At 71.0% G+C, this 25,599-nt stretch carries 24 protein-coding genes and 1 riboswitch; of the genes, 8 read left to right on the top strand and 16 right to left on the bottom strand.

Going from position 1 to position 25,599, the window contains the following annotated elements:
• Positions 1-92: 92 nt before the first annotated feature.
• The 8 genes from R4I43_RS29250 to R4I43_RS29285 all read right to left on the bottom strand — a co-directional run bounded on the left by R4I43_RS29250 (position 93) and on the right by R4I43_RS29285 (position 7,538).
• Positions 93-362 (bottom strand): HesB/YadR/YfhF-family protein, encoded by a 270-nt coding sequence (locus tag R4I43_RS29250; protein ID WP_125089038.1) that lies wholly within the window; start codon positions 360-362, stop codon positions 93-95.
• Between the two features lie 84 nt (positions 363-446).
• Positions 447-3,335, bottom strand: a complete 2,889-nt coding sequence (gcvP, locus tag R4I43_RS29255; RefSeq protein ID WP_324268930.1) for an aminomethyl-transferring glycine dehydrogenase — start codon at positions 3,333-3,335, stop codon at positions 447-449.
• Positions 3,336-3,499: 164 nt separating this feature from the next.
• Positions 3,500-3,601: riboswitch (glycine riboswitch) on the bottom strand.
• Positions 3,602-3,684: 83 nt separating this feature from the next.
• Entirely contained in the window at positions 3,685-4,257 is a 573-nt protein-coding gene (locus R4I43_RS29260) for a MerR family transcriptional regulator (protein ID WP_324268931.1), read from the bottom strand.
• 266 nt (positions 4,258-4,523) lie between these two features.
• Positions 4,524-5,000 (bottom strand): bifunctional nuclease family protein, encoded by a 477-nt coding sequence (locus R4I43_RS29265; protein ID WP_093422794.1) that lies wholly within the window; start codon positions 4,998-5,000, stop codon positions 4,524-4,526.
• A gap of 395 nt (positions 5,001-5,395) precedes the next feature.
• Complete coding sequence (garA, locus tag R4I43_RS29270) at positions 5,396-5,863, bottom strand: glycogen accumulation regulator GarA (RefSeq protein ID WP_125089042.1); 468 nt, start codon at positions 5,861-5,863, stop codon at positions 5,396-5,398.
• Between the two features lie 118 nt (positions 5,864-5,981).
• A complete protein-coding gene (gcvH, locus tag R4I43_RS29275; protein ID WP_324268932.1) occupies positions 5,982-6,365 on the bottom strand; it encodes a glycine cleavage system protein GcvH in 384 nt (127 codons plus the stop codon).
• Between the two features lie 102 nt (positions 6,366-6,467).
• Positions 6,468-7,163, bottom strand: a complete 696-nt coding sequence (locus tag R4I43_RS29280; RefSeq protein WP_407691334.1) for a CDP-alcohol phosphatidyltransferase family protein — start codon at positions 7,161-7,163, stop codon at positions 6,468-6,470.
• Positions 7,164-7,313: 150 nt separating this feature from the next.
• Positions 7,314-7,538 carry a hypothetical protein gene (locus R4I43_RS29285; protein WP_407691335.1) on the bottom strand — a complete coding sequence of 75 codons (225 nt, stop codon included), beginning with the start codon at positions 7,536-7,538 and terminating at the stop codon, positions 7,314-7,316.
• A gap of 321 nt (positions 7,539-7,859) precedes the next feature.
• On the opposite strand from R4I43_RS29285, the gene R4I43_RS29290 reads away from it, so the two are divergent.
• Positions 7,860-9,740: a propionyl-CoA synthetase gene (locus tag R4I43_RS29290; RefSeq protein WP_324268933.1), complete on the top strand. Its 1,881-nt coding sequence runs from the start codon at positions 7,860-7,862 to the stop codon at positions 9,738-9,740.
• A gap of 14 nt (positions 9,741-9,754) precedes the next feature.
• Here R4I43_RS29290 and R4I43_RS29295 read toward each other — a convergent pair whose 3' ends face one another.
• A complete protein-coding gene (locus R4I43_RS29295) occupies positions 9,755-10,255 on the bottom strand; it encodes a TetR/AcrR family transcriptional regulator (protein ID WP_324268934.1) in 501 nt (166 codons plus the stop codon).
• 21 nt (positions 10,256-10,276) lie between these two features.
• Here R4I43_RS29295 and R4I43_RS29300 point away from each other — a divergent pair, with 21 nt between their 5' ends.
• The gene (locus R4I43_RS29300; RefSeq protein ID WP_324268935.1) at positions 10,277-10,573 is read left to right on the top strand and encodes an NAD(P)H-binding protein; all 297 of its coding nucleotides are present in this window, start codon (positions 10,277-10,279) and stop codon (positions 10,571-10,573) included.
• Between the two features lie 103 nt (positions 10,574-10,676).
• Positions 10,677-12,254 (top strand): beta-N-acetylhexosaminidase, encoded by a 1,578-nt coding sequence (locus tag R4I43_RS29305; protein WP_324268936.1) that lies wholly within the window; start codon positions 10,677-10,679, stop codon positions 12,252-12,254.
• A gap of 177 nt (positions 12,255-12,431) precedes the next feature.
• Here the strand turns inward: R4I43_RS29305 and R4I43_RS29310 are convergent, their stop codons facing one another.
• From R4I43_RS29310 to R4I43_RS29340, 7 genes are all read right to left on the bottom strand, one after another.
• Positions 12,432-12,668 carry a phosphopantetheine-binding protein gene (locus tag R4I43_RS29310; RefSeq protein ID WP_324268937.1) on the bottom strand — a complete coding sequence of 79 codons (237 nt, stop codon included), beginning with the start codon at positions 12,666-12,668 and terminating at the stop codon, positions 12,432-12,434.
• Between the two features lie 30 nt (positions 12,669-12,698).
• A complete protein-coding gene (locus R4I43_RS29315; RefSeq protein WP_324268938.1) occupies positions 12,699-13,352 on the bottom strand; it encodes an isochorismatase family protein in 654 nt (217 codons plus the stop codon).
• Positions 13,353-13,393: 41 nt separating this feature from the next.
• The gene (locus R4I43_RS29320; RefSeq protein WP_324268939.1) at positions 13,394-15,019 is read right to left on the bottom strand and encodes a (2,3-dihydroxybenzoyl)adenylate synthase; all 1,626 of its coding nucleotides are present in this window, start codon (positions 15,017-15,019) and stop codon (positions 13,394-13,396) included.
• Positions 15,020-15,034: 15 nt separating this feature from the next.
• Entirely contained in the window at positions 15,035-16,291 is a 1,257-nt protein-coding gene (dhbC, locus tag R4I43_RS29325; RefSeq protein ID WP_324268940.1) for an isochorismate synthase DhbC, read from the bottom strand.
• 27 nt (positions 16,292-16,318) lie between these two features.
• Positions 16,319-17,104, bottom strand: coding sequence for a 2,3-dihydro-2,3-dihydroxybenzoate dehydrogenase (locus tag R4I43_RS29330; RefSeq protein WP_324268941.1), 786 nt, complete (start codon positions 17,102-17,104; stop codon positions 16,319-16,321).
• 177 nt (positions 17,105-17,281) lie between these two features.
• The gene (locus R4I43_RS29335) at positions 17,282-18,619 is read right to left on the bottom strand and encodes a carboxyl transferase domain-containing protein (RefSeq protein WP_324268942.1); all 1,338 of its coding nucleotides are present in this window, start codon (positions 18,617-18,619) and stop codon (positions 17,282-17,284) included.
• Positions 18,612-20,054 carry an acyl-CoA synthetase gene (locus R4I43_RS29340; RefSeq protein WP_324268976.1) on the bottom strand — a complete coding sequence of 481 codons (1,443 nt, stop codon included), beginning with the start codon at positions 20,052-20,054 and terminating at the stop codon, positions 18,612-18,614. The genes R4I43_RS29335 and R4I43_RS29340 overlap by 8 nt, the downstream gene beginning before the upstream one ends.
• A 181-nt stretch (positions 20,055-20,235) precedes the next feature.
• Between R4I43_RS29340 and R4I43_RS29345 the strand changes: the two genes are divergently transcribed.
• The 5 genes from R4I43_RS29345 (at position 20,236) to R4I43_RS29365 (ending at position 25,504) form a co-directional block, all read left to right on the top strand.
• Entirely contained in the window at positions 20,236-20,937 is a 702-nt protein-coding gene (locus R4I43_RS29345; protein WP_324268943.1) for a FadR/GntR family transcriptional regulator, read from the top strand.
• A gap of 38 nt (positions 20,938-20,975) precedes the next feature.
• On the top strand, positions 20,976-21,476 hold the full coding sequence (locus R4I43_RS29350; protein WP_324268944.1) for a VTT domain-containing protein: 501 nt from the start codon (positions 20,976-20,978) through the stop codon (positions 21,474-21,476).
• A gap of 85 nt (positions 21,477-21,561) precedes the next feature.
• Positions 21,562-23,667, top strand: a complete 2,106-nt coding sequence (locus R4I43_RS29355) for a catalase (RefSeq protein WP_324268945.1) — start codon at positions 21,562-21,564, stop codon at positions 23,665-23,667.
• Positions 23,668-23,814: 147 nt separating this feature from the next.
• On the top strand, positions 23,815-25,272 hold the full coding sequence (locus tag R4I43_RS29360) for an amino acid permease (protein ID WP_324268946.1): 1,458 nt from the start codon (positions 23,815-23,817) through the stop codon (positions 25,270-25,272).
• 64 nt (positions 25,273-25,336) lie between these two features.
• Positions 25,337-25,504, top strand: a complete 168-nt coding sequence (locus R4I43_RS29365; protein WP_324268947.1) for a hypothetical protein — start codon at positions 25,337-25,339, stop codon at positions 25,502-25,504.
• The last annotated feature ends 95 nt before the right edge of the window (positions 25,505-25,599 follow it).

A 25,599-nucleotide genomic window follows, 5' to 3' on the forward strand; every position in this document is an offset into this window, starting at 1 on the left:
TCGCCCGCCCGCGGCGCGCGCCCCACCCGTGCCCCACCACCGCCGCCGCCCGGGCCCCCCCCCCCCCCCCCACGGCTCAAGTCCCTATCGAGTCAGTCGCGCACGGCCAAGGCCAGCTCGCCGTTGCTGTCCTTCTCGGCGTCCAGCGTCTTGTCGCCGAGGAGCTCGGAGACCTCCTTCTCCAGGAAGATCCGGACCCCGTTCTCCTCGATCACCTCGTCGCCCTCCTGGGGTTCCTCGGCGATCGACGCCTGCAGCCCCTGCCCGGCCGGCGCGATGCGCAAGCCCGAGCTGGCCGGAGAGTCGCCGCCGACGAGGACGAGCTTGATGACCTCCACGGCGCTCTCACTGATGGTGAGCATGGTGCTCAACTCCTCTCGGAGCCGGTCGGTTGAAGGGGCCACCGTGTCATCGCCCGGACCGGACGCGCAAACCGACCCGCCGACTCAGCTCTCGTATGCCGCCAGCGGTGGACAGGAGCAGACCAGGTTGCGGTCGCCCTTGGCGCCGTCGATCCGGCGCACCGGCGGGAACACCTTGATCGCGCCGGTGCCCAGCGGGTAGGCCGCCTCCTCGCGGGAGTAGGCGTGGTTCCACTCCTGGGCGAGGCTGGCCGCCGTGTGCGGAGCACCGACCAGCGGGTTGTCGTCCGCAGGCCACTGACCTGCGACGACCTTGTCGATCTCGGCGCGGATGGCGATCATCGCCTCGCAGAAGCGGTCCAGCTCGGCGAGGTTCTCGCTCTCGGTCGGCTCGACCATCAGCGTGCCCGCGACCGGGAACGACATGGTCGGGGCGTGGATGCCGTAGTCGGCGAGCCGCTTGGCGACGTCGTCGACGGTGATGCCGCTGGTCTTGCTGATCTGCCGCAGGTCGAGGATGCACTCGTGGGCCACGAACCCGCCGGCACCGGTGTAGAGCACCGGGAAGTACTCGCCCAGCCGGCGCGCCACGTAGTTGGCCGAGGCCACCGCGGTCAGGGTCGCGCGGCGCAGGCCGTCGGCACCCATCATCCGCACGTAGGCCCAGGAGATCGGCAGGATCGAGGCGCTGCCCCACGGAGCGGCGCTGATCGGGCCGACACCGGTGGCCGGACCGGCGGCGGGCTGCAGCGGGTGGTTGGGCAGGAACGGCGCCAGGTGCTCGCGCACGCCGATCGGGCCGACGCCCGGGCCACCGCCGCCGTGCGGGATGCAGAACGTCTTGTGCAGGTTCAGGTGCGAGACGTCGGAGCCGAACTTGCCCATCCGGGCCAGGCCGATCAGCGCGTTGAGGTTGGCGCCGTCGACGTAGACCTGCCCGCCCGCGTCGTGCACCAGCCCGCAGACCGCCCGCACGGTGTCCTCGTAGACGCCGTGGGTCGACGGGTAGGTGATCATGATCGCGGCCAGGTCCTGCGCGTGCGTGCCGACGAGCTCGCGCAGGTGGTCCATCTCGATGTTGCCCTGCTCGTCGCAGCGGACCACGACCACGCGCATCCCGGCCATCACGGCGCTGGCGGCGTTGGTGCCGTGCGCGCTGGCCGGGATCAGGCACACCTCGCGCTCGGCCTCACCACGGCTGTGGTGGTAGGCGCGGATGGCCAGCAGACCCGCGAACTCGCCCTGGCTGCCCGCGTTGGGCTGCAGGCTCACCGCGTCGTAGCCGGTGACCTCGGCGAGCCATTCCTGCAGGTCGGAGACGACCTTGAGCAGTCCCTCGGCGTCCTGGGCGGGCGCGAAGGGGTGCAGCGAGGAGAACTCGGGCCAGGTGATCGGCTCCATCTCCGCGGTCGCGTTGAGCTTCATGGTGCAGGAGCCCAGCGGGATCATGCTGCGGTCCAGCGCGATGTCCTTGTCCGACAGCTGCCGCAGGTAGCGCAGCAGCGAGGTCTCGGAGCGGTGCGTGCGGAACACCGGGTGCGTCAGGTACTCGGAGGTGCGCGCCAGCGCGGCGGGCAGCGCGTCGGCGGTCTCGGCGTCCAGCGCGTCGACGTCACCGGCACCGACGCCGAAAGCCTCCCACACCAGGGCCAGGTGGGCGCGGGTGGTGGTCTCGTCGCAGCTGATGCCCACGTGGTCGGCGTCGACCCGGCGCAGGTTCACGCCGCCCCGCCGGGCGGCGGCCAGCACCTCGTCGGCCTTGCCCGGGACCTTGGCCACCACGGTGTCGAAGAACTCGCCGTGCACGACCTCGACCCCGCCGCGGCGCAGCTGCTCGGCGAGCACGCTGGCCATCCGGTGCGCGCGGGTCGCGATGGCCTTGAGCCCGTCCGGTCCGTGGTAGACCGCGTACATCGAGGCGACCACGGCCAGCAGGACCTGCGCGGTGCAGATGTTGCTGGTGGCCTTCTCGCGGCGGATGTGCTGCTCGCGGGTCTGCAGCGCGAGCCGGTAGGCCTGGTTGCCGTCGACGTCGACGCTCACGCCGACCAGGCGGCCCGGCAGCTGCCGCTCGAGCCCCTTGCCCACGGCCATGAACCCGGCGTGCGGGCCGCCGAAGCCCATCGGCACGCCGAAGCGCTGGGTGCTGCCCACGACGACGTCGGCACCGATCTCACCGGGCGCGCGCAGCAGCGTCAGCGACAGCAGGTCGGCGGCCACCACGACCTTGGCGCCGCGCTCGTGGATCTCGGCGATCAGCGCCTCGTGGTCGCGCACCGCACCTGAGGCGCCCGGGTAGGACAGCAGGGCGCCGAAGAACTCGCCCTCGGGAAGCTCACCGGCCGACAGGTCGGCGACCTCGACCTCGATGCCCAGCGGCTCGGCGCGGGTCTCGATGACGGCGATGGTCTGCGGCAGCGTGTCGGCGTCGACCAGGAAGCGCGGCGACTTCGACTTGCCCGCGCGGCGCACCAGGGTCATGCCCTCGGCCGCGGCGGTGGCCTCGTCGAGCATCGAGGCGTTGGAGACCGGCACCCCGGTCAGGTCGGCGACCATCGTCTGGAAGTTCAGCAGCGCCTCCAACCGGCCCTGCGAGATCTCCGGCTGGTAGGGCGTGTAGGCGGTGTACCAGGCCGGGCTCTCCAGCACGTTGCGCAGGATCACCGGCGGGGTGACCGTGCCGTAGTAGCCCAGACCGATCATCTCGGCGTGCGGGGTGCAGCGGCTGGCCAGCTCGCGCAGCTCCGCCAGCGCCTCGGTCTCGGTGGCCGGGTCCGGCAGCGACAGCTGCAGGTCGCCCTCGCGGATGCTGTCCGGGACGGCCTTCTGCCCCAGCTCCTCCAGGGAGCCGACGCCGATCACGTCGAGCATGCGGGCCAGTTCGGCGGGCATCGGCCCGACGTGGCGGTCAGCGAAGGGCCTTCCGTGCTCCAGCGCGGCCAGTGGGATGCGGTCGTGCGTCGCGTCGGTCATCGCCAAAACCTCAATCATCGCGGCGAACAAAGGGCGAAGCAGCGGTGGCTGCTCTCCCCCTCTGTCACTGTTCGCCAAGCGAACGCCTGAGAGCTTCACCCGGCGGACCGGGCTTGCACCGTCGGCGGGGCCCACCTTCAGGTGTGCCCGCTTTCCAGAGGTATCTCGCCCGTGCGGTCCAGGTGGCCTGAGAGGTTGTCGGGGAGAGTTGCTCCTTCGGCGCCTGCCCTGGCAAGACCAGGACCGGACTCTCCCGCACGGGGTCGGCGATGCCGCTCAGAGTACCCGATCAACGCGGTTTATCAGACCATCAATGTCGGCTACCGCACACATGGACGATGCCTGTCGTTCAGCCGGTCTCCGCCTGGCGGTCGCGGCGGCGGGCCGCGAGCTCGTCGTTGATCGCCGACTCGATGTTCTCGCCGCCGTCGGCGCGCTCGGCCGGGAACTCGTGGATGGTCCCGCTGATCTCGCGCATCGCACCGCTGACCGCGATGCCGAACACTCCCTGGCCGCCCTGCAGCAGATCGACCACCTCCTCCGCGGAGGTGCACTCGTAGACCGTGGTGCCGTCGCTGAACAGCGTCAGCTTCGCCAGGTCCTGAACGCCGCGCTTGCGCAGGTGCTCCACCGCGACCCGGATGTTGTGCAGCGAAACCCCGGTGTCGAGCAGTCGCTTGACCACCTTGAGCACCAGGATGTCCTTGAACGAGTACAGCCGCTGGGAGCCGGAACCGGCAGCCCCGCGGATCGACGGGCCGACCAGCTTGGTGCGCGCCCAGTAGTCCAGCTGCCGGTAGGTGATGCCCGCGATCTGGCAGGCCGCCGGCCCGCGGTAACCGACCAGTTCGTCCGGGGCCGAGGCGTCGGGGAACAGCGCACCCTGCTCCACAGCGTCCGAGTTCGCTGCTTCCTCCACCACGCCTGCCTCCCCTCGTCCGGCCCGTAGCCGACGACGACGATCACCAGCGCCTGGACCGTTTGCGATCCAGGGCCGCGAAGCCGTACACCGGCTGAATCACACCGGGGCAATTCGCGTACATCCGAAGGTAGGCCCGCTCAGCAGGCGGGTCAACGCGACGCGCGGGCGGCGCGAGCTCTCGTTGCCCGAGCACGAGATCCGGCCCCCGAGCCGCTCCTGCAACTCGGGGGCCGGTGTGGTCTGTTCGGCCTACTACCGCCGGTCCGTCACGTGTCCGCGCCGCGGAAGTCCTCCGGCGAAACGGAGTCGAGGAACTCGCGGAACTTCTCCACCTCGTCCTCCTGCTCGTCCGGAATGATCAGCCCGGCCTCGTCGAGGACCGACTCGTCGGCGTGGATCGGCACACCGATGCGCAACGCCAGCGCCACCGAATCGCTCGGTCGCGCGGACACCCGCACATCGCCGTCGAACACCAGCTCGGCGAAGAAGGTGCCCTCCTGCAGATCGGTGATCCGGACCTGTTCCAGGTCGCGGCCGAGGGCGCCGATGACGTCCTTGAGCAGGTCGTGCGTGAGCGGCCGCTGGGGCCGCACGCCCTGCTGCTCCAGGGCGATGGCGGTCGCCTCCACCGACCCGATCCAGATCGGCAGGTAGCGCTCGCCCTCCGCCTCGCGCAACAGCAGGATCGGCTGGTTGGCTGGTAGTTCAACTCGCACGCCGACGACGCGCATCTCGCTGCTCATCGTCACATCGCCTCCTCCAGCGCGCCGAAGCGTGACTTCCCCGTCGAGGGTCCCGCACCGACGCCTCCGACGCTACCCGCGATACGGCGGACACGCCCTTCCCACCGGCGGTCCGGTGGACCACCGCCATCGCGGTCGTTGTAGTCGGGGCTCGTCGCCCGGACCGCTGGCTGAGCTCGTCGTTGAGCGCTGCCCAGCACAATACACCGCGCAGGGCCCCGTCGATTCGCCCGGAAAATGCCCTGCTGCGCGGTGGAAACCGCTTGTGGCTCCGGGAAATTCCCGGCGCGGGGAGGTCGCGTGCGCGCGGGCGGCGCAGCTGCCTCATGCGTCAGCGGGGCGACGCCGTGCGGCGCCGCCCCGCTGACGGGTTGAAAAAGCCCTGGTCGACGGCCTCAGCGGCCGCCCTGGCCCCCATCGATCGGCCCGGTGAGGAACACCAGGCGGAACTTCCCGATCTGCACCTCGTCGCCGTTGGCCAGCACCGAGGTGTCCACCGGTTCCCGGTTCACGTAGGTGCCGTTGAGGCTGCCCACGTCGACCACCACGAAGTCGTTGCCCTCGCGGCGGAACTCGGCGTGCCGCCGGGAGACCGTCACATCATCCAGGAAGATGTCGCTGTCCGGGTGCCGACCGGCGCTGGTGGTCTCGCGGTCCAGGAGGAACCGCGAACCCGCGTTCGGGCCGCGCTTGACCACCAGCAGGGCCGAACCCGCGGGCAGCGCATCGACCCCGGCTGCGGCGGCAGGCTCCGGGGCCGCGCTCTCGGTGCTTTCCGGCTCCGAGAGGAAGGGCCTGAAGACCGAGGTGGTCTCCGGTGACTGCTCCGGCGGAACGTCGCCGAAGCCGCTGTTTTGGCTCACCTGAGCTCTCCTCTACGCGGATAGATCGTGCCAAGTATGCGCCCAACGTACCGTGCCTGGACAGCCTCGTAACGAGCGACTCCTGACATCGTCGCACAGCGGAGGCCAGGCGGGACGATCATGCCTGGTCGATCAGGTTCTGGTAACCGTCGGCGTCGAGCAGACCCGCCAGTTGGTCCGGGTCGGCGAGCCGGATCTCCACCATCCAGCCGTCCCCCGCGGCGTCCGAGTTGACCAACTCCGGCTGGTCCTCGAGAGCGGTGTTGCCTGCGGTGACCTCACCGGTCACCGGGGCGTAGATGTCGGAGACGCTCTTGGTCGACTCCACCTCGCCCATCGAGTCCCCGGCGGCGACCTGCTGCCCCACCTCGGGGAGCTGCACGAACACCACGTCGCCGAGCTGCTGCTGGGCGTAGTCGGTGATGCCGATGCGCACCGTGCCCTCGCCGACGAGCTGGACCCATTCGTGCTCTTCGGTGTACTTGATCTCCGGGGCCGCCACGGTGGTCCCGCCTTTCGTCCGCTGTGTGCAACGTGCCGAGTGATCGGCGCGGCGAGCGTATTCACCGCCCGGCGAGGGCCGCAAGACGACGCGCAGCGGAGATCAGGTGCGCGCTCTGGCGCCGCGCACGGCGGCGATGACCTGCCCCAGGTAGAGGATCCCGGCCCACAGGTAGAGCGCGCCGCCCCAGGCGGTGAAGGCGTAGGCGATCGGGCGGACCACGTCGGCGCCGGTGAAGTCGTCCTGCACCAGCAGCAGCAGCGGGAAGGCGTACATCAGGCAGAACGTGGCAGCCTTGCCGAGGTAGTGCACCTCGGGCGGCTCGTAGCCGTGCCAGCGCAGCACCGGCAGGCACAGGGTGAGCACGACGTCGCGGCCGACCAGGGCGACCGCGACCCACCAGGGGATGACGTCGCGCAGCACGAAGGCGATCAGCGTGGCGACGATGTAGAGCCGGTCGGCGGCGGGGTCGAGCAGCTCGCCGATGCGGCTGTACTGGTTGAGCCAGCGGGCGAGCTTGCCGTCGAGCCAGTCGGTGGCACCGCTGATCACCAGGACCAGCAGCGCGAGCAGGTCGGCCTGCGGGCCGAGCAGCAGCCAGAGGAAGACCGGAACGCCGGCCAGGCGGATGACGCTGAGCAGGTTCGGCAGCGTCCACCAGGGGTCGGCCCAGACCCCGCGGGCGACTTCGCGGATCCGGTCCAGGCCCGGGTCGCCCGGCCCTCGGTGTCCCTGACCGGCCTCGCCCTTCGGCCCGCTCGTGGTGTTTTCCGTGGTGCGCTCGGCGTCCTGCACCACGAGCCTCCCCTGAATGGTTGTGCGCACTGCCCCGCAACGGGTGCACACCTGTGCATCCTTACCCGATCAGGGTCTCATATCGCCAGCGCAACCCACCTGGCGGCCAGCCGGAGGCGGGACCTCCTGCGATGCGGTGAGGTCCGGCGGTGGTCAGCCGCGGGTGCGGCTCCAGCCCCGGCGGCGCAACTCGGCATCGGTGAGGAACCGGGCTCTGCCGCGATCGTCGACGCCCGCCCAGCGGGCGCCCGCGGTCCCCTCGCGGACGTAGGAGTGGCCGCCGCTCCAGACCACGCTGCACGGCGCGGTCGGCAAGTCGTTCGGATCGTCGACGGTCGCTGTTGCCCTGGGAGGCTCTGCCGGTTCCATCGTGCCCATAGTTCGTAGCACCTCCGATTCATTTGTCGGCGCGGGACACCTCGGTGTTAGCCCGGCCATCGGCTCGCCGCCGATTGTGGGGTCTGGAAGTCGCGCTGTCGCGCTGGAAACCCACCCGCAGCGCCCAGCGGGCGAACGGCGTCGCCGAAGCGCACGAGGTGGGAGCGCGACCGAATTCCGTTCGCCCGTTCGTCCGAACCCCGAAGTTTCGCTCGTGACGAACGCGTTTCGGCCGAACGGAGGCGCGGGGCCCTGGCGCCATGATCTGATCTGCGGTACTACACAGGCGGTGTTCCAGCGGACGCGGGAGGTAGTCGGACGATGGGTGCTTACGCGGAGAGCTACCGGCGGAGCCTGACCGACCGCGAGGGCTTCTGGCTCGACGCGGCGCGGGCGATCGACTGGGACCGCGAGCCGTCACGAGCGCTGGATGACTCCGAGGCGCCGATGTACCGCTGGTTCCCGGACGGCGAGCTCAACACCTGCTTCAACGCCCTGGACCGGCACGTGCGCGACGGCCGGGGCGACCAGGCCGCGCTGATCTGGGACTCGGCGATGACCGGCGTGGTGCGGACCTGGACCTACCGGGAGCTGCTGGAGGCGGTCGCGCGCTTCGCCGGGGCGCTGCGGGCGCGGGGCGTGACCCGGGGTGATCGGGTGGTGCTCTACCTGCCGATGATCCCCGAGGCGGCGATCGCGATGCTGGCGTGCGCGCGGATCGGCGCGGTGCACTCGGTGGTCTTCGGCGGCTTCGCGCCCAAGGAGCTGGCGGCGCGCCTCGACGACGCCCGGCCGAAGGTGATCGTGGCGGCCTCGTGCGGGCTCGAGCCCAACCGGGTCGTGGAGTACAAGCCGATCGTCGACGAGGCGCTGCGGCAGACCGAGCACCAGCCGGACGCGGTGATCGTGCTCCAGCGCGAGCAGGCGCGCGCCGAACTGGGTCCGCGCGACGTCGACTGGCAGGACGCGCTGGCGGGCGTCGAGCCCGCCGAGTGCGTGCCGGTCAAGGCTACCGACCCGCTCTACGTGCTCTACACCTCGGGCACCACCGGCAAGCCCAAGGGCGTGGTGCGCGACAACGGCGGGCACGCCGTGGCGCTGCGCTGGTCGATGGCCAACATCTACGACATCTCCCCCGGCGAGGTCTTCTGGACCGCCTCGGACGTGGGCTGGGTGGTCGGCCACTCCTACATCGTCTACGCGCCGCTGCTGACCGGGGCGACGACGGTGGTCTACGAAGGCAAGCCGGTGGGCACGCCGGACGCGGGGGCGTTCTGGCGGGTCATCGCCCAGCACCGGGTGAAGGCGCTGTTCACCGCGCCGACGGCGCTGCGGGCGATCAAGCGCGTCGACCCGGACGGTCGGCTGCTGGCCGAGCACGACACCTCGTGCCTGCAGACGCTGTTCCTGGCCGGCGAGCGGCTGGATCCGGAGACCTACCACTGGGCCGCGGAGCAGCTGGGCGTGCCGGTGATCGACCACTGGTGGCAGACCGAGACGGGTTGGCCGATCTGCAGCAACCTGCGCGGGCTGGAGCCGATGCCGGTCAAGGCGGGTTCACCGACGGTGCCGGTGCCGGGTTACGAGATCGCGGTGCTGGACCAGGCCGGCAACCCGCTGCCGCCGGGCAACGATGGGGCGATCTGCCTGAAGCTGCCGCTGCCGCCCGGCACGCTGCCGACGCTGTGGGGCGATGACGAGCGGTTCCGCGAGTCCTACCTGTCGCGCTACGAGGGCTACTACGTCACCGGCGACAACGGCTACGTCGACTCCGACGGGTACGTGTTCGTGATGGGCCGCACCGACGACGTGATCAACGTGGCCGGGCACCGGTTGTCGACGGGGTCGATGGAGGCGGTGCTGGCCGCCCACCCGGCGGTGGCCGAGTGCGCGGTGATCGGCGTGCACGACCAGCTCAAAGGCCAAGTGCCGCGCGGGTTCGTGGTGCTCAAGTCCGGTGTGGACATCTCCGCGGAGACGTTGCGCGAGGAGCTGGTGGCAACGGTGCGCGAGCAGATCGGCCCGGTGGCGGCGTTCCGCGACGTCGCGGTCGTCGACGGGCTGCCCAAGACCCGCTCGGGCAAGATCCTGCGCAAGTCGATGCGCGAGATCGCCGATCGCGGCGACACGGCGGTGCCCTCGACCATCGAGGACCCGTCGGTCCTCGACCAACTGCGCCCGTCGTTGCGCGGGGACGGTTAGGTCCGGCGGAGCCCCTACCGCCTGCGGATCCCGTCGAGGAGGAATGCGGTGCGGCGGTCGTAGTCCTCCCGGCGGGGGCGGGTTCCGTGTTTGAGGGCGAGCGCGTTGTCGTGCAGGAGCGCGTGGAGGTCGTCCGCGCAGAACTCGGCCCGCAGCGCGCCCGCAGCGCGGCTCACCTCGATGAGCTCCTCGTTGATCTCGCCTGCGACCCGGCAGATCTCCAGCAGCCTCTGCGCATCGGGGTAGACCTGCAGCATCGCGTCGTTGGCGGCGGGTTGGCGGTACTGCAGGTCGCGGATCGCGGTGACGTAGTGCGCGAACCGCTCCCAGGGGTCGCCGATGGCGCGGGTGCGGTCGATGATGCCGCGCAGCTCGACCGCGACGACCTCTTCGATGACGGCGTCAATGAGACCGATCCGTCCGCCGAACCGGTCGAAGATCGTCGCCTTGCTCACCCCCGAGTGCCCGCCGAGCGGATCGGCGTCAGCGTCCGCGACGCCGGCAGAGCTCGTCACCTCGCCGAGCGCGGAGTGCGCGTGCGGCAGGCCTCCTACGAGGATCCGGCCGCGTTGCGCGCATCGTTCGAGGGCGCCGAGCAGGTGCTGCTGGTGTCCGGCAACGACCCGACCGCCGACGTCGCCGGGCTGCACGGCAACGCGATCGAGGCCGCCGCGGCAGCCGGCGTCCAGCGGTTGGTCTACACGAGCCAGCACGCCGCCACCCCCGGCAACCCGTACCCGCCGTCGCGGATCCACATCGCCACGGAGGAGATGCTCGCCGACTCCGGCATCGCCTGGACGTCGCTGCGCAACGCCGCCTACATCGCCGGGTGAGCCTGCTGCCGCGGCGGTCCGATACGTCCGTTCGGAGGCTTCCGGCTTCCGTTTTGGTCTATACCTTTGTGTGCACCGTTCCCCCGAGGATGGAGCCACAACGATGAGCGCACGACCCCGATCGAGGGCGGCGAGGGCCGGGCTGGCCGTCGTCGCCGGAGCACTGCTGGCCGCCGGAGCCGTGGCCCCGGCGAGCGCCGAACCCGCCTCCGCGATGGACGACATCGTGCCCGCGCCGGAATCGGTGCGGCCGAACCCGGCGGCCGAGTTCGAGCTGTCCGAGCAGACCGCCGTCCTGGCGCCCGGCGAGGCGGCCGGTGTCGGCGAGTACCTGGCGGGCGTGCTGCGGCCCGCGACCGGCTTCCCCGTGCCGGTCAACCCCGCGCTGCCCGGCACCGGTGACATCGCGCTGGCGCTGGACGGCGACCCGGCGCTGGGCCCGGAGGGCTACCGGCTGCAGGTCGCCGACGACGCGGTGAAGCTGCAGGCGACCAGCCCGGACGGCTTGTTCAACGGCGTGCAGACGCTGCGCCAGCTGCTGCCCGCGAGCATCGAGAGCCCGACCGCGCAGCCGGGTCCGTGGACGATGCCCGGCGGCGAGATCACCGACAAGCCGCGGTTCGCGCACCGCTCCGCACAGCTGGACCCGGCGCGGCACTTCTTCACCGTCGACATGGTCAAGCGCTACATCGACCAGGTCGCCAAGTACAAGATCAACAAGCTGCACCTGCACCTGACCGACGACCAGGGCTGGCGGCTGCAGATCAACAGCTGGCCGCGGTTGACCGAGGTCGGCGGGCAGACCGAGGTCGGCGGCACGCCGGGCGGGTTCTACACCCAGCAGGACTACTCCGAGATCGTCGACTACGCCGCGTCCCGGCACATGACGGTCATCCCCGAGATCGACATGCCCGGCCACACCAACGCCGCGCTGACCTCCTACGCGGAGCTCAACTGCGACGGGGTGGCGCCGCCGCCCTACACCGGCATCGACGTGGGCTTCAGCTCGCTGTGCGTGAACAAGGACATCACCTACCGGTTCGTCGAGGACGTCATCCGCGAGGTGGCGGCGCTGACCCCCGGCGAGCACGTCCACATCGGCGGCGACGAGGCGCACTCCACCACCGACGAGGACTACGTGACCTTCATGTCGAAGGTGCTGCCGCTGGTGGAGAAGTACGGCAAGAAGCCGCTCGGCTGGCACGAGTACGGCAAGGCCGCCCCGGAGGGCGATGCGGCGCTGCAGTTCTGGGGCACCACCAACGGCGATCCGCTGCTGACCGACGCCGTGGCCCGCGGCAACAAGATCCTGGCCTCCCCGGCGAACAAGTCCTACTTGGACATGAAGTACGACGAGAACACGCCGCTGGGCCTGCAGTGGGCCGGGTTCATCGAGGTCGCCGACGCCTACGGCTGGGACCCGGGCAGCTACCTGCAGGGCGTGCCGGAGGAATCGGTGCTCGGCGTGGAGGCGCCGATGTTCAGCGAGACGCTGGAGACCTCGCAGCACATCGAGTTCATGGCGTTCCCGCGCCTGCCGGCCATCGCCGAACTCGGCTGGTCGCCGAAGGGCGCGCTGAACTGGGAGTCCTTCAAGACCCGCCTGGCCACCCAAGGCCCCCGCTGGCAGGCAGCAGGCCAGGACTTCTACCGAAGCCCGCAGATCCCCTGGGCCCAGTGACCAGCGTCCCACCGCGCCAGGCGGCGACGATTCGAATTTCGCGCGAAGTTTGACCGCCGAAGTTCGGGGTCGAATTTCGCGCGAAATTCGAATCCCCACCCACCGACCAACCGGGCCGTGCACGCCCGAGCGCGAGGACTCGAATCTCGTGCGGCGTGGGGCTCTGCGCGTTGGGTGTCAGGGGATCTTGGGTTCGAGGACCTTCCACCAGTCGGCGAGGGTGGGGCGTTCGGCGAGATCGGCGAAGGTGATCTGCACGCCCTGCTTCCGCCACTGCTCGACGAGGGTCATGATGCGCACCGAGTCGAGCCCCCAGTCGATGAGGTCTTCGTCGTCGGCGAGTTCGGAGGGGTCCTCGTAGAGGAGTTCGGCGACCTGCTCGCGGACCGCTTCGAGGGTGAGCTTCTCAGCCATGTTCGGGATTCTCCTGGGTGGTGCGCCGGCTCAGGCGACTTCGGATTCCTGCGCGACGAGGTCGCGGGAAAGGTTGCGGGTGGTGTCGACGACGCCGCAGTTGCGGGCCGCGTAGGACACGGCCATGTCGTGGTCGGCGCGGGAGAAGTCGGCGACCGCGTCGGCGACGAAGAAGGCCTGCACCTCCTGCTGGAAGGCCTCCGAGGCGGTCATCAGGCATCCGATGTGGGCGTAGATGCCGGTGATGATCAGCTGGTCGCGTCCCCACTCCTGCATCCGCCGGCGCAGGTCGGTGCGCTGGAACGCGCTGTAGCGCCACTTGGTCAGCTGGACGTCGCCCGCCCCGGGCACCAGCTCGTCGATGATCTCCTCCATCGACGGGTCGGCAACTCCCGGTCCCCACCACTCCAGCTGCAGCCCCCGCTGTTCCGGGGTCTGCCCGCCCGGCTGGGCGCAGTAGACGACCGGAACGCCTGCGGCGCGGGCGCGTTCGCGCAGCAGCGCGATGTTGGGCACGACCTGGTTCAGCGGTTCGCGGCCCGGGCTGAAGGCGTTGACGAAGTGCTTCTCCATGTCGTGGATCAGCAGCACCGCGCGTTCCGGTTCCGGCCGCCAGGAGACCTTGTTGACGGGCAGGTCACCGGCCTGCGGAACGCTGTAGGGTGCGATGCTCGGAAGCGCCACGGGCTCCCCCTCCGAAGTTCTCGAGATGTGCGAAGTCGTTGTTAGCGGCCGAGTTTCGGCACCAGTTCGCGGCTGATGGCCTCGCGCAGGTCGCGCTTGGAGACCTTGCCGACGCCGGTCTGCGGGAACTGCTCGACGAACACCACCCGGTCGGGCACCTTGAAGCCGGCCAGTCCGCGCTCGCGGACGAACTTGATCAGCTCCCGCGCCTTGGGCGCGGTACCGCGCGGGACGACGAACGCGCAGGTCCGCTCACCCAGGTAGTCGTCGGGCATGGACACCACGGCGGCGTCGTGCACGGCCGGGTGGGCCAGCAGGTGGTTCTCCACCTCTTCGGCGGCGACCTTCTCGCCGCCCCGGTTGATCTGGTCCTTGGCCCGCCCCTCGACGACGATGTTGCCCTCCGGGGTGAAGCGGACGACGTCGCCGGTGCGGTAGAAGCCCTCCGGGGTGAAGGCGCGCGCGTTGTGCTGCTCGGCCTTGTAGTAGCCGCGGATCGTGTAGGGCCCCCGGGTCAGCAGGTGGCCGGCCTCCCCCGCCGGGAGGGGGTTGTCCTCGTCGTCGACGACGAGGACCTCGTCGTCGGGCGAGATGGGGCGCCCCTGGGTGCTGACGATGACGTCCTCGGGGTCGTCCAGCCGCGTGTAGTTGACCAGGCCCTCGGCCATGCCGAAGACCTGCTGCAGGGTCGCGCCGAGCACCGGGCGCACCCGGCGGGCGACCTCCTCGCTGCACTTGGCGCCGCCGACCTGCAGCACCTGCAGGCTGGACAGGTCGTGCTCGGTCTCGGCGGCGGCGTCGAGCCACAGCAGCGCCAGCGGCGGCACGGCCGCGGTCAGCGTGACCTCCTCGCGCTCGATGAGCGGGAACACCTCGTCGGGGCTGGGACGCCGCGCGAGCACGACCCGGCCGCCGGCGTGCAGCACGCCGAACGTGCCGGGCGAGCTCATCGGGAAGTTGTGCGCGGCGGGCAGCGCCACCAGGTAGACGGTGTTCTCGGTGACGCCGCACAGGTCGTTGCTGGCGCGGAACGAGTAGATGTAGTCGTCGTGGGTGCGCGGGATCAGCTTGGGCACGCCCGTGCTGCCACCGGAGAGCTGCAGGAAGGCGATGTCGGCCGGTGTCGGCTCGTCCAGCTCGACCGGTTCGGCGTCCACATCGGACAGCGCGGTGAACTCGCCGGCGTCGCCGACGACGAACACCTGCAGCCCCTCCTGCTTCGCCGCGACGTCGGTGGCCAGCGCCCGGTGGTCGAACCCGGCTTCGGCGTCGACGGTGATGTAGGCGGCGGCTTCGCTGAACTCGCAGAAGTAGGAGATCTCGGTCATCCGGTGCGAGGGCAGCGCGAACACCGGTACCGCGCCCAGCCGGAACAGCCCGAAGCAGACCTCGAAGAACTCGGCGACGTTGGGCAGCTGGACGACGACCCGGTCGCCCTTGCCGATGCCCCGCTCGCGCAGTCCCGCGGCCAACCGGTCGGCGCGCCGGTCCAGCTCGCCGTAGGTGATGCGCTGCTCGCCCCCGACGACCGCGACGCGGTCGGGGTGCTTGGTGGCGCGCACCCGCAGCATCTGGCCGAAGGTGTAGCCCTGCCAGTACCCGGCGGCCCGGTACCGCTCGGCGAACTCGTCGGGCCAGAGCGTCACGCCAGGCAGATTTGCGATCATGATCGGTGATTCCCCTCAGACGGCCTGGTTCAGGCCCATCGCGGTGAGCGCGGTGCGGAACTTCGCCGAGGTCTCGGCCAGTTCGTCGGCCGGGTCGGAGCCCGGCACGATGCCCGCACCGGCGAACAGGCGCATCGACTCGTCCTCGACCTCGGCGCAGCGGATGGCCACCACCCACTCGCCGTCGCCGGCGGCGTCGCACCAACCCACCATGCCCGCGTAGTAGCCGCGCTCGAAGGGCTCCGTCTCGGCGATGACCTCGCGGGCCCGGTCGATCGGCGTGCCGCACACGGCCGGCGTCGGGTGCAGCGCGTCGGCCAGGTGCAGCGAGGTCGTCGAGGCGTCGCGCAGCTCGCCGGTGATCTCGGTGGCCAGGTGCCACATCGCGTTGGTGCTGATCACGGTCGGCGCCTGCGGCACGTGCAGTTCGGTGCACAACGGCCGCAGCGCCTCGGCCACGGCGTCGACGACCACGGCGTGCTCGCGGTGGTCCTTCTCCGAGGCGGCGAGTTCGGCGGCGCGGCGCTGGTCCTCGACGGGATCGCTGCTGCGCGGCCGGGATCCGGCCATCGGGTTGGAGCGGACCTTGTTGCCGCGCCGGGACACCAGCAGTTCCGGGCTGGCACCGAGGAAGGTGCGCTCCAGCGGGGGCTGCGGGCCGAAACTGTCGCGGGTGCCGTCCTCACCGCGACGCGGCAGGTCCACCGCGAAGGTGTAGCTGGCCGGGTCGGCCATCGCCAGGTTGCGCAGCACCTCGCGGACGTCGATCGATTCCGTCGAGGTCAGCTCGAGGCTGCGGGCCAGCACGGCCTTGCTGAGGTCGCCGTGGTCCATCCGCCGCAGAGCCCGCGCGACGCCGCGCTCGTACTCCTCGGGGGCGGGCACCGGGCGCACCGAGTAGGTCGGGGTGGAGACCGGTTTCTGCCGCGGCACCAGCACGTTGAGCGGTTCGGCGCGCACGACTTCCTCGGGCATCACCAGGTGCGCGGGCAGGGTTCCGCCGAAGGGCACCGCGCCGACCACCATCGGGTTGCGGCGGCCGAACTCGACGGCGCCGTCGAGGAACTCCCGCATCCGCGACGGCAGGTCCGAGCGCGCGCACATGGTCTTGGACATCGTGGCCCCCACGCCGCGGGCCAGCAGCACCCCGCGCGGGCTGGAGAACAGGAAGGACTGGCCCTTCTCGTAGGCGGCCAGCAGGCGGGCGGCGGCGTCGTCGGCGAGCGCGTCGTCAACGGCGTCGATGTGCCCGTCGGTCTCGATCGTGGTCATGACAACCTTTCGGCGAATCGCGGGATGTCAGGCGCGCAGCGTGGCGCCGCCGTCGACGTACAGGTCGTGCATCGTGATGTGCCCGGCCTCGTCCGAGGCGAGGAAGACGACGGCGTTGGCGATGTCCTCCGGGGTGGCGAGCTTGCGCAGCGGGATGCCCGCCTTGTAGGTCTCCAGCGAGCCCGCGATGACCCGGTCCGGGCCGTTGCCGTCGGTCCACATCCCGCGCTGCATGTCGGTGTCGGTGGAGCCGGGCGCGACGACGTTGCAGCGGATGCCGTGCTCGGCCAGTTCCAGGCCCAGCGACTTGGTGAACATCGTGGCGGCGGCCTTGGAGGCGGCGTAGGCGGCCATCGAGTGGCGCGGCACGCCCGCGGCGTTGGAGCCGACGGTGACGATGGAGCCGCGGCGCCGCGAGATCATGTGCTTGGACACCTCCCGGCAGACGTTGAACACGCCGGTGGTGTTGACTGCGAAGGTGCGCTGCCAGTCGGCGTCGGTGAGCTCCTGCACCGTGCCGACCTGCAGCACGCCGGCGACGTTGGCGAGCACGTCGATGGCGCCCTGCTCGGCTTCGACCCGCGTGACCACCTCGGTGACCGCGGCCGGGTCGGCGACGTCGGCGCGGTAGGCGCGCACCCGGTGCCCTTCGGCGGCGAGCTCCTCGGCCGTCTCGGTGGCCTTGTCGCCGTTGCGGTCCACGGCCGCGACCTCGGCTCCGAGCTCGGCGAACGCTCTGGCCACCGCGGCACCGATCCCCTGGCCGGCGCCGGTCACGATGGCGACCTTGCCGCTGATCCCCGTCCGGTTCATCTCGCCCTTCACTAAACTGAGGCTAGCCTAACCTTTGTCAGGCGAGCCTGAGTTTAGAACATGAAGCGGACGCGAATCTCCCGCCAATGAGGTGGCATTGATCACCGACGACGCAGCGTCATCGGACGAATCCGCTGCTCGCATGGGAGCAATCGCGGAATCCGGACGAACCGGCGATCAGCGGGCGAGCCCGCGCGCGAAGCCGAGTTCCAGTAGGTCCTGCGGGCGCAGCCGGAGGTGGTCGGCGAGATCGGGGACCTCGGCGGGCTCGCGTTTGAGGATGGCGGCGGCCGATTCCGGGGCGATCACCGCGAAGTAGGCGTCGGCGGTGACCCAGGTGTTCTCCGGTGCCGCCAGCGCCAGCGCACCGCCGGAGCCGCCCTCGCCGATGACCAGCGTCGTCACCGGGACGCTGGCTCCGGCCACCGCGGTGAAGACCTCGGCGATGGCTGGTCCGACACCGGCCCGTTCGGACGCGGCGTCGTTGGCCGCGCCGGGGGTGTCGACCAGGGTGAGCACCGGGATGCCCAGCTGGTCGGCGAGCCGGATCAGGCGGGCGGCGGTGCGGAACCCGGCGGGCGTGTTGGCGCTGCCGGTCTGGGCGGCGAAGGCCACGGTGCGGCCCTCGTGGTCGCCGAAACCGCAGATCATGCCCTCGTCACGACCACCGGCGCGATCGCCGCCGATCTCGAAGCGGGTGCCGAGGTAGGAGTCGAGGTAGGCGCGGGCTCGGGGCCGCTCGGCGGCGCGGGCGCGTTCGACGGCCTGCATGCCGGTTCCCGGCAGCGTTGCGGCGCCGAGGGCAGCCGGAACCGGGGCGGGGCCGGGCGTGCGGGTCAGCCGGGTGGGGTGCAGCAGCGACACGAGCTCGGTGAGCACCTCGGGCAGGTCGGTCTCGTCGACGACGCGGTCCACCTGGCCGTCGGCGAGCTTGCCCTCGGCGCGGAAGTCCTCGCCGTCCTCCCCCACCGAGCGCACCCGGGCCCCGCCGAAGGAGATGCGGGCACCGGGTGCGGCCAGCACCACGTCAGCGGCGGCGCCCAGCGCCGCCCACATGCCGCCGGTGGTCGGGTCGCGCAGCACCGCGACGTGCGGGATGCGGTCCTGCCTGGCCAGCAGGCAGGCGCGGGCGATGGCCTGCAGCTGCTGGAGGGCGCGGATGCCCTCCTGCATCCGGCTGCCGCCGGAGGCGATCAGCGAGATCACCGGCAGGCGCTGCTCGCGGGCCTGCTCGAAGGCGGCCACGATGCGGACGCCGGTGTCCTCGCCGACCGAGCCGCCGAGGTAGGCGAAGTCGAAGGCGATCAGCACCGCCTCCCGCTCGCCGAGCCTGGCCCGGCCACACAGCACCGACTCGTCGGCGTCGGTGCGGTCGGCCGCGCGAGCGCGCTGCTCGGCGTAGCCGGGCCAGTCCAGCGGGCCGTCGCCGCTCGTGCGCGGGGCCGGCGGTGCGAACTCGACGAAACCCCGGCCGATCGCCTCGACCAGCGCGCGGAGGGCGCTGTGCTCAGCCACGCTGCAGCGCCTTCTTCTGCACCTTGCCCATCTCGTTGCGCGGCAGCGCGTCGCGGAAGCGGACCTCGCGCGGGCGCTTGTGCGGGGTGAGCAGGCGCGCGACGTGGTCGACGAGCTCGGAATCGGCGACGTCGGTGCCGGGAGCGCGGACCACCCAGGCGATGATGCGCTCGCCCAGGTCGGGGTCGGGTTCACCGGTGACGGCGACCTCGGCGACCGCCGGGTGCTCCAGCAGGCAGTTCTCGATCTCGCCCGCGCCGATCTTGTAGCCGCCGCTCTTGATGATGTCGGTGGCCTTGCGGCCGACAATGCGGATGTAGCCGTCGGGCGCGCGGGTGGCCATGTCGCCGGTGCGGAACCAGCCGTCGGCGAAGGCAGCCTCGGTGGCGTCCGGTCGGTTGAGGTAGCCGCTGAACAGGTTGTCGCCGCGGACCAGGATCTCCCCGACGGTCTCGTCGTCGCTGGCGGTGATCTCGGCGCCCTGCTCGTCGACGAGCTTGAGCTCGACACCGGCGAAGGGCTTGCCGACGTAGCCGGGGCGGCGGTCGCCGTCGGCGCGCACACCGCAGTTCATGATCGTCTCGCTCATGCCGTAGCGCTCGACGACGCGCTGACCGGTGAGGCGCTCGATGCGCTCGTGCTCGACCGCGGGCAGCGCGGCGGAGCCGGACACCAGCAGGCGGGCCTTGCCGACCGCCTGGCCCAGCTGCGGGTTCTTCTCGGCGTCCTCGGCGAGCCGGTGGTACATGGTCGGGACGCCGAACATCATCGTGGCCGGGCCGGAGAGCTCGTCGGCGATCGCCTGCGAGGAGAACTTGCCCAGGTGGTGCACGGTTCCGCCGAGCCGCACCGGGCCGAGGGTGCCCAAGATCAGGCCGTGCACGTGGAACAGCGGCAGCGCGTGCGCCAGCACGTCGGCGGAGGCCCACTCCCAGGCCTCGGCGAGCGCGTCGAGGTTGGCGCTCAGCGCGCGGCGGGGCAGCACCACGCCCTTGGGCGGGCCGGTGGTGCCGGAGGTGTAGACGATCAGCGCGGGGGCGTCGGCAGGCGCCTCCGCGGGCAGTGCGCCGCCGCGCGCGGTCAGGTCGATCTCGGCGATCTCGACGCCGCCGAGCCCGGCGGGCGGGGTGAAACCCGGTTCGGCCAGCAGCAGTTCGGGTTCGCTGTCGCCGAGGATGTGCGCGAGCTCGCGCTCCCCCACCTTCGGGTTGACCGGCACCACGGCGACCCCGGCGCTGAGCCCGCCGATCACGGCGGCGGCGGTTTCCAGGGTGTTGGTGGCCCACACCGCGATGCGGCGCTTGCCCGCGACGCGCTCGGCGATCGCACCTGCGAGCCCGGCGAGTTCCCGGTAGGTCAGAGCTCTGGCGCCGAAGCGCAGCGCCTCGGTGTCGTCGGGTTCGCGCAACTTCGGGAACAGCACCTGGTCGGCCATGACCACCTCCGAGGTCCTCACCGGGCAATTTCTCACCGGCGGATGCACACCGCCCGGCGAGCCCGGGGCGGCAGTGGTCCACTGGCTGAGCCAACTTTTGCCGTCTCGGGCGAAACGAGTCAAGGGAATGTGGCAGAATTGGCTCAGCCAGTTTGCCTCTTTACGATTCAGGAGCGCGCCGGTGTCCGACTCCCTCCGCCCGCTGAACCGCCCGCGCCTGTACGAGCAGGTCGTCCAGCGGCTGCGCGAGCACGTCGCCGACTCCGGGCTGCGCGCAGGCGACCGGCTTCCCCCCGAACGCACCCTCGCCGAACAGCTCGGCGTCAGCCGCGCCTCGGTGAAGCAGGCGATCGTGGTGCTGGAGGTGCAGGGCCTGGTCGAGGTCCGCCACGGCGGCGGGACCTACCTGCTGCGCGAATCGCTGGAGGTCGAGCCGGTCGAGGAGCTGGTGGAGCGCAAGCGGCGGCTGCCCGACGTGCTCGACGCCCGCGAAGGCCTGGAGACCAAGCTGGCCGAGCTCGCCGCCCAGCGGCGCACCGAGGAGGACATGGCCGAGATCGACGCCGCGCTGGTGGCGATGCGCACCGAGATCGAGGCGGGCGAGATCGGCCAGGACGGCGACCGGCGCTTCCACGCGGCGGTGACCGCCGCCGCGCACAGCTCGCTGCTGGCGGAGTTCATGCGCACCATCGCCAAGGAGATCGCCGAGAGCCGCAGCGAGTCGCTGCGGCAGCCGCGCAGGCCCCCGAAGTCGCTGGCCCAGCACGAGCGCATCGCCGAGGCGATCCGCAAGGGCGACGCGAAGGCCGCGGCCTCGGCGATGGGACGGCACCTGCGCACGGTCAGCCGGGTGCGGCTGCTCGACTGGGACCCCGAGGCCTGATCAGCGCTTCACCCGATAGGCTGCCGCAGGTTTCTCTCGTGGGGGTCAGCACTTACGTGATCGGGTGGTTGTTGGGCACGGCGGGCACCGCCGCCCTCGGCGCGGTGTTCCCGCTGGTGAACATCGAGCTCTACCTGCTCGGCGTGGTTCCCACCGTGCAGGGCGTGCCGTGGTGGGCCTTCGCCATCGCCGCAGCGGTCGGCCAGGTCGCCGCGAAGACGCTGTTCTACCTCGCGGGCAAGGGCGGCTTCGCCCTCGGGGAGCGGTTGAGCAAGCGGGTGCAGAAGGAGCGCACCGGCCGCTGGGCGGCGTGGGTGGAGCGGTTCCACCAGCGCACCCAGGAACACCCCTGGTGGGGCATGGGCGTGCTGGCCATCAGCGCGGTTCCCGGCATCCCGCCGTTCAGCCTGATGTCGCTGCTGTCCGGCGCGGCCGGTCTGCCCCTGCTCAGCTACCTCGCGGCGAGCCTGGTCGGGCGAGCGGGGCACTTCCTGCTCGTCGCCGGGGCGCCGGAGCTGGTGAGCTGGCTGGGTTCCTGACCCGAACCGGTGGTGCGCGCATAGTTCGGCCGCTCGGCGGGAAACCACGGATCGGTCCGCGTTCACACGAGGGGAGCCGATCTCGATGGCCAACGGCGATGCCAAGCACGAGCAGCTCGACGGGGCCCGTGCCGATCTCAGCGGCACCGAACTGACCACCCAGCAGGGCGTGCGCGTCGACCACACCGACGATTCGCTGCAGGCCGGCGACCGGGGTCCGACGCTGCTGGAGGACTTCCACTTCCGGGAGAAGGTCACCCACTTCGACCACGAGCGCATCCCCGAACGGGTGGTGCACGCGCGTGGCGCGGGGGCCTACGGGCACTTCCAGCCCTACGACAGCTGGCTGCGCGACCACACGGTGGCGAGGTTCCTGACCGATCCGAGCGTGAGCACGCCGGTGTTCGTGCGCTTCTCCACGGTCGCGGGCTCGCGCGGTTCGGCCGACACGGTGCGCGACGTGCGCGGGTTCGCCACCAAGTTCTACACCGAGCAGGGCAACTACGACCTGGTCGGCAACAACATGCCGGTGTTCTTCATCCAGGACGGCATCAAGTTCCCGGACTTCGTGCACGCGGTGAAGCCCGAGCCGCACAACGAGATGCCGCAGGCGGCCTCCGCTCACGACACGTTCTGGGACTTCGTCTCGCTGCAGCCGGAGACGCTGCACATGGTGCTGTGGCTGATGTCGGACCGGGCGCTGCCGCGCAGCTACCGGATGATGCAGGGCTTCGGCGTGCACACGTTCCGGCTGGTCAACGCCGAGGGCAAGGGCACGTTCGTGAAGTTCCACTGGAAGCCGGTGCTGGGCAGCCACTCGCTGGTGTGGGACGAGTGCCAGAAGATCGCAGGCGCCGACGCCGACTTCAACCGGCGCGACCTGTGGGACGCCATAGAGGCCGGCCAGCACCCCGAGTGGGAGCTGGGCGTGCAGCTGGTCGACGAGTCCGACGAGTTCGCCTTCGACTTCGACCTGCTGGACGCCACGAAGATCATCCCGGAGGAGCAGGTCCCGGTGCGGCCGGTGGGCAAGATGGTGCTCGACCGCAACCCGGAGAACTTCTTCGCCGAGACCGAGCAGGTCGCCTTCCACACCGCCAACGTGGTGCCGGGCATCGACTTCACCAACGACCCGCTGCTGCAGGCCCGCAACTTCTCCTACCTGGACACCCAGCTGATCCGGCTGGGCGGGCCGAACTTCGCCCAGATCCCGATCAACCGACCGGTGGCGGAGGTCAACACCAACCAGCGCGACGGCTACGGCCAGCAGCGGATCCACCGGGGCCAGACCAGCTACACGCCCAACAGCCTCGGCGGCGGCTGCCCGGCCATCGCCGACTCCGAGGTGTTCCGGCACTACCAGACCAGAGTGGACGGTGAGAAGATCCGCCGCCGCAGCGAGAGCTTCACCGACCACTACAGCCAGGCCACGCTGTTCTGGAACAGCCAGTCGGACTGGGAGAAGGACCACATCGTCGAGGCGTTCCGCTTCGAGCTCGGCAAGGTCGGCCACCAGCACGTGCGAGAGCGCGTCCTCGCCGAGCTCGTCCACGTCGACCGGGACCTGGCGGTGGCGGTGGCGCACGGCATCGGTCTCGAGCCGCCGGAGGGAGGCACCGAGAACCACGGGCGCAGCTCTCCGGCGCTGAGCCTGGCCAACTCCCCCGGTTCGGCCGCGACCCGCAAGGTCGCGGTGCTGGTCGCCGACGGGGTCGACGCCACCGAGGTGGAGCAGATCCGGCGCGACCTGACCGACCGGGGTGCGGTAGCCGAGGTGCTGGGCGCCACGCACGACGGGCGGGCGCGCGGAGCCGACGGTTCCGAAGTGGACATCGACGTCGCCGCCCGCACCGCGATGTCGGTGGTCTACGACGGCGTGATCGTGCCCGGTGGCGCCGAGAGCGCCCGGGCGCTGGCCGCCGACGGGCACGCCGTGCACTTCATCGCCGAGGCCTACAAGCACCACAAACCCGTCGCCGCCAGCGACGACGGCCTCGAGGTGCTGCGCAAGGCCGGGATCACCGAGCAGGTGCGCGCGCCCGCCGAGGGCGACGGACTGGTCGCCGACCGGGGCGTCGTGCTGGCCGGGAACACCGGTGGCGCGCTGCCGGACGGCTTCCTCGAGGAGTTCGCCGCCGCCCTGGGCAAGCACCGCGTGTGGGATCGGGACACGGCCTCCATACCCGCCTGACCTGCCCGAATTGCACGGCTCGGGGGTTCTGCGGTGATCACCCGCAGGCCCCTGCCGTGCACCGAGGGTGACGTTCAGCACCGGTGGTGTCAGATTCCGCGAGGTCGGGTGAGCCGTCGCGGGCGAGATCTTCTACCGTGCGGCCTCGTGAACGTTCTGCGAACGATGCCCGTCGAGGACATCCTCACCCGGGGCGAGCGCAGCGGCCTGGTCCGCAGGCTCACCGGCAAGGAACTGGTCGGATTCGGCATCGGAATCATCATCGGCACCGGTGTTTTCACCCTCGCCGGGATCGAGGCCAAGGACCACGCGGGCCCCGCCGTGGTGCTGTCCTTCGTCATCGGCGGCATCGTGGCCGCGCTGGCGGCGCTGGCCTACGCCGAGCTGGCCTCGGCGGTGCCCACGGCGGGCAGCGCCTACACCTACGCCTACGCGACGCTGGGCGAGCTGTTCGCCTGGATCATCGGCTGGGACCTGCTGCTGGAGTTCGCGCTCGGCGCGGCGGTGGTCTCGCGCAGCTGGTCGGGCTACATCGCCAACCTGCTGGGACTGCCGCAGGCGTGGTTCGGCGAGGACGCCACGATCAACGTCGGCGCCGTGCTGATCATCGCGGTGCTCACGGCTGTGGCGGTGATCGGCATCCGCGAGTCGTCGTGGGTGACCAACGCGCTGGTCGTGGTCAAGGTGGCCGTCTGCGTGCTGGTGATCGTCGCCGGCCTGTTCTTCGTCACCGGCGCCAACCTGGACCCGTTCATCCCGCCAGCGCAGCCCGCGGAGAGCGGGGCGAGCGTCCTGGAGCAGCCGCTGGTGTCGGCGCTGCTGGGCATGGAGCAGTCGGTGTACGGCTTCGGCGGCGTGCTCACCGCTGCGGCCATCGTGTTCTTCGCCTACACCGGTTTCGAGGCGCTGGCCAACCTCGGCGAGGAGACCAAGCGGCCGCAGCGCGACCTGCCGGTCGGCCTGCTGGGCAGCCTGATCATCTGCACGCTGCTGTACGTGCTGGTGGCGTTCGTGCTGGCCGCGATGGTCGACTACCGCCAGATCGACGAGGGCGCCCCGCTGGCGGCGGCGTTCCAGTCCGTCGGCCAGCCGTGGGTGGCCGCGCTGATCTCGTTGGGCGCGGTGACCGGGCTGACCTCGGTGATGATGGTGGAGCTGGTGACCATCGGCCGCATCGGCTTCGCGATGAGCCGCGACGGCCTGCTGCCGCCGAAGCTGTCCCAGGTGCACCCGAAGTGGGGCACTCCGCACCGGATGACCATCGGCGGCGCGGTGGTGATCATGCTGCTGGCCGGGTTCATCCCGATCTCGGAGCTGTCGGACATGGTCAGCATCGGCGCGCTGTCCGGGTTCCTGATCGTGGCTCTGGCGGTGCCGGTGCTGCGGCGCACCAAGCCCGAGCTGCACCGGCCGTTCCGGATGCCGTTCTCGCCGGTGCTCCCGGTGATCACGGCGGTGGCGTGCCTGTACCTGATGGCGAACCTGGACGTGGTCACCTGGCTGCGGTTCGTCGCGTGGCTGGCGCTGGGCCTGCTGATCTACTTCGCCTACGGCCGCGGGCACGCGCTGCTGGGGCGGCGCAGCGGTCAGGCGGTCGAGGACTGACCGACGGTCGGGCAGGATCGGAGCTACGGTCGTTGGTGCCGGAACCCACCATCCTGGAGGTTCGATGAATCCCGAGACGCCCGAGGCCGACGCCGTCGAGCAGTCGCGCCGAGCCGAGAACCTGCCCGAGGAGGACGAGGCCGTGCCGACCGAGGTTCCGATCGACGCGGATCCGACCGACGTCTCCGAGCAGTACCGCACTGTCCCGGTCGAGGACGAGTACGACCGCTGACCTGCGGAAAAGGCGCCGGGCCCCGTCTGGGGCCCGGCGCCCCCTCAGGGCCGGACCCGGGTGGGGGTTTGGGTGTCGTTTGGGGGCAGGGCGGG

The organism is Saccharopolyspora mangrovi (genome assembly GCF_035320975.1).
Taxonomy (GTDB): domain Bacteria; phylum Actinomycetota; class Actinomycetes; order Mycobacteriales; family Pseudonocardiaceae; genus Saccharopolyspora; species Saccharopolyspora mangrovi.